Annotated in this window: 4 protein-coding genes; 3 read left to right on the top strand and 1 reads right to left on the bottom strand. The window is 43.7% G+C overall.

What is annotated here, in order from left to right; all coding sequences use genetic code 11:
• Positions 1-676 precede the first annotated feature (676 nt).
• Genes AC5590_RS20765 through AC5590_RS20755 form a run of 3 tightly spaced genes read left to right on the top strand, consistent with a single transcriptional unit; the run spans position 677 to position 1,534 of the window.
• Positions 677-970, top strand: coding sequence for a COG3415 family protein (locus tag AC5590_RS20765; protein ID WP_246162758.1), 294 nt, complete (start codon positions 677-679; stop codon positions 968-970).
• A gap of 5 nt (positions 971-975) precedes the next feature.
• Positions 976-1,179, top strand: a complete 204-nt coding sequence (locus AC5590_RS20760; protein WP_169268931.1) for a transposase — start codon at positions 976-978, stop codon at positions 1,177-1,179.
• Complete coding sequence (locus AC5590_RS20755; RefSeq protein ID WP_169268930.1) at positions 1,160-1,534, top strand: transposase; 375 nt, start codon at positions 1,160-1,162, stop codon at positions 1,532-1,534. The genes AC5590_RS20760 and AC5590_RS20755 overlap by 20 nt, the downstream gene beginning before the upstream one ends.
• Here AC5590_RS20755 and AC5590_RS20750 read toward each other — a convergent pair.
• Positions 1,523-3,325, bottom strand: coding sequence for an nSTAND1 domain-containing NTPase (locus tag AC5590_RS20750; RefSeq protein WP_169268929.1), 1,803 nt, complete (start codon positions 3,323-3,325; stop codon positions 1,523-1,525). The genes AC5590_RS20755 and AC5590_RS20750 overlap by 12 nt on opposite strands.
• Positions 3,326-3,449: the final 124 nt, after the last annotated feature.

The raw sequence follows: 3,449 nt of genomic DNA, 5'->3' as shown, positions 1-3,449 counted from the left end.
ATCAAGTACTGGCTCAACGGACAGGTGCCTCAAGTCGGGAGACCCTTTCGGCAGTCGCTCATGGGGGAAACCACGGCAGGTGCTACAACGGGGGGAACCCCAACGCCAGATACCTACGGAGGGTTTCCCGACCTAGGCAAGTCTGGCGGTTGACGAAAGGAAACCCAACACAAAACGTTTATTGTTGGGTTGCGCTACGCTTGACCCAACCTACGCCTACGCCTGTCGGGCATTCCAAAGAGTGCGATTTCACCAGAGGGAAAGATTTTAGCGAAGCGAAAAGTGAGGGTGGGGTCATCTGTCGCAAACATTTTTTGAATCGGTATTATATCAAGTTCGTCTAATTACTTGCAATAAAAAGACCTCACCAGGTGCCCCTAATCCCCAACGCCAGACGCATCAAGTCGGGAAACCCGCCTACGGTGCTGGCTCCTCCGTGGGAATCCCGAGTTCCCCTCTCCTTAATAAGGAGAGGGGTGCCCGGAGGGCGGGGTGAGGTTCTTCGTTTTTTACAGCGGTTTTCAATTGAGTAGACTACAAATTGGGTAAACTAGAGGAGTAGTAAAAATACTCACGATAATGCCTGCTCCCTACTCAAATGATCTACGCCAACGCGTAATTGATGCTTATACAGCGAAGGAAGGGTCACAACGACCACCTTGCAGACCGCTTTAAAGTGAGCTTATCGTTTGTCCAACGGTTGATTCGTCGCTATCAAAACATCGGACAAGTGACTCCAAAACCTCATGCAGGTGGAGCGATCGCTAAAATAAAAATTGAGAACTTGCCTGCTGTAGAGCAGTTAGTAAATGAACAACCGGATGCCCTACTGTCAGAATTATGTGAGCGTTTAGCCGAACGCAGTGGCATGAGTGTGAGTATATCAACCATGCACCGTGCAGTTCAACGGTTAGAATTGACCAATAAAAAAAAACTTTGTATGCCAGTGAGCAAGACAGTCCACGAATAAAACAGATGCGTTTTAATTATCGGGATTGGGTTTTAGCTGTTGACCCCCACAATTTAATATTTATAGACGAGTCAGGTCTCAACCTGGGAATGACTCGAAACTATGGTCGCGCACCACGTGGTGAACGCTTATACGACTCTTGCCCTAAGAATCGAGGACAAAATATATCATTAATCGGGGCACGCTCGTATGGACGGACTAATTGCTAGTATGAGTATTTCTGGTAGTGTCAACACAGACGTGTTTTTGACCTACGTTCAGGAGGTTCTTGTACCCCAGTTGTGGGTGGGAGCATTCGTCATCATGGATAATTTATCGCTGCATCACGCTCCGGTAATTCAAGATGCTATTGAATCAGTTGGCGCAAAAGTAGTCTTTTTACCTCCTTATTCACCTGATTTGTCTCCCATCGAATTGTGTTGGTCAAAAATCAAGCAATGTTTGCGGTCTTTCAAAGCTCGAACCAAAGAAGCGCTTAATCAAGTATTAAACCAAATTGTTACTGAGCAAATCTCATCTGATGATGCTTGGGGCTGGTTCGCTCACTGTGGTCTATTCATCTGAAAACCGCTGTATTATTGTGTTGGTTAAACCTTGTTCTAGCTGAAAGCCTAACTGAGTTGCGGGGAGTGCGATCGCTTGTTCCAACTCCTCCCGACTCATCCGCACAAGTAGTTCCGGTTGATAATTCTGCAACGCTTTGCCAAAAGGTTCGTAATCATCAAGCGCCTTGCTAAAAAAGTCTGCCCGCAAAGTAAGCACGAGAGTAAAAAACGGTGCATTGTTCACCGCTTGCAGCAATCCATCTAAAAAGATTTTGCGTTCCGATGCATCCGCGCAAAGAGTATAAATTTCCTCAAATTGATCGCCAACAAGCAACAGTCGGCGCTGGGAGTCGGGAGATAAAGTTTGGATGCGTTCGATAGTTGTTTGCAGAGTTGACGTATCTTGTCGCAGTTGGAGTTCTAGTTTAGCTTCAAATAAGTGGCGATCGTCATCCTCTAAGTTAAACGCCGCCGCCAACGCCATAGCTAACGACTCAAAAGGATTTTTCAAAGGACGAAACGAGAGAATCAGCCAACTATTAATAGTATCCCGACGCAACTGAGGAATTAAACCAGCAAACACCAGCGATGACTTCCCGCTTCCAGAAGCACCAACCACAGCAACTAACGGCTTGTTGTAAACTGCAGATACAAGCTGCAAAGTCGCCTTCTCTCTACCAAAAAAATACTCAGCGTTCGCTTCCCCAAAAGCCGCTAATCCTTGGTAGGGACAAAAAGAAATTATGCCCAAACTTTGCCAAGTCGGTGGAGTTTCCGTCTGATTTTGAACAATAACAGGCAACCAACTTGCACAAGGATATTTTTCCTCAAGTGAGCGTAATTGTTCTCGCGCATTTCTCACAGAAATATACAGAGACTTACCACCTGTAAAGTGTTGGAGAAAAAACTTCAAAAACTCCTGCGCTACTTTATCAGGTACAGGTTCCCGCATGACAATCACTTGAGGAATATTCAGTTGTTCTAATTCATAAGCAATACCCAAACCATCACAAGAATTGAACAATGCTATTTGCAATCGTTGCTGAATCGCTATTTGCAAAGCATCCCTCAATTCAGCCATTGTCAAACTATCATGACTGTTCAGCCAAATTCGTCCTTGTGTACGCTCAGTTCGAGAATGTCCAGAAAAAAACAGAATATCCCAACCGATATTATCTTGCAGATGCTGATTTAATTTCTCTCTTAATGGTTCTTTGAGTAAGACAATTTCCGCCTCACCGCAATATGTTTCAAGCTCTTGTTTATCAGCATCAACATTAATGTCCCTGCTGTCACCCAGAATAATCAAAATTCTAATCTTTTCTCTGTAAGTCCGGTTTCCACGTTCAGCTTGTGGCGAACTTAAAGCAATTTCCGCGCCTTGATATTTAGTTAATACATCCCACAAATGCCAGGGAAGTTGACGCAGTTCCTGGCAATCCGTGCAAATAATCACCCGGATTTCAGATTCTGGCTCTAATTGTTCTAGACAACTTCTGATAGGAGTAAAAGCTGATGATTGTAACCAGGCGTTAAAACTATCAAGTAATTGTTGTGATTTCAGCTTACATTCTTCATTAAGAGCTTCGATATTTACGTTTTTACTCTTTGGATTTTTAATTCTTAATTGACCATACCGACTGCGATAGGTATCGTGCCATGTATTCAACAATTGGATAATAGTATTATTTCCAGGTAACTTACCTGTGATTATTCGATGAGGTGTTTCTCCGTCATTAGCAATTTCTAAAGTTACATGAAATTCGGAATTAATCTTACCATCAAACTTGAGGAGCACTAATTTTTTCATAAGCAATGTAAAGTAATTTTTTGTTTGTAATACTAATTGTCTGTAACTCGGAACCTCACCCTGCCCTACCGGGCATCCCTCTCCTTAGTAAGGAGAGGGAAAGATTTTAGCGCAGCTAAAAGCG

Origin of the sequence: Brasilonema octagenarum UFV-OR1, assembly GCF_963888615.1 — a bacterium.
GTDB lineage: Bacteria > Cyanobacteriota > Cyanobacteriia > Cyanobacteriales > Nostocaceae > Brasilonema > Brasilonema sennae.
The sequence above is the reverse complement of the archived record's forward strand: the minus strand, read 5'-3'. Positions and strand labels throughout refer to the sequence as shown.

Bases quoted from the DNA above. Each gene is read 5' to 3' on its own strand.
- AC5590_RS20760 (WP_169268931.1), top strand. From the start codon at position 976: ATGCGTTTTAATTATCGGGATTGGGTTTTAGCTGTTGACCCCCACAAT.
- AC5590_RS20755 (WP_169268930.1), top strand. From the start codon at position 1,160: ATGGACGGACTAATTGCTAGTATGAGTATTTCTGGTAGTGTCAACACA.
- AC5590_RS20750 (WP_169268929.1), bottom strand. From the start codon at position 3,325: ATGAAAAAATTAGTGCTCCTCAAGTTTGATGGTAAGATTAATTCCGAA.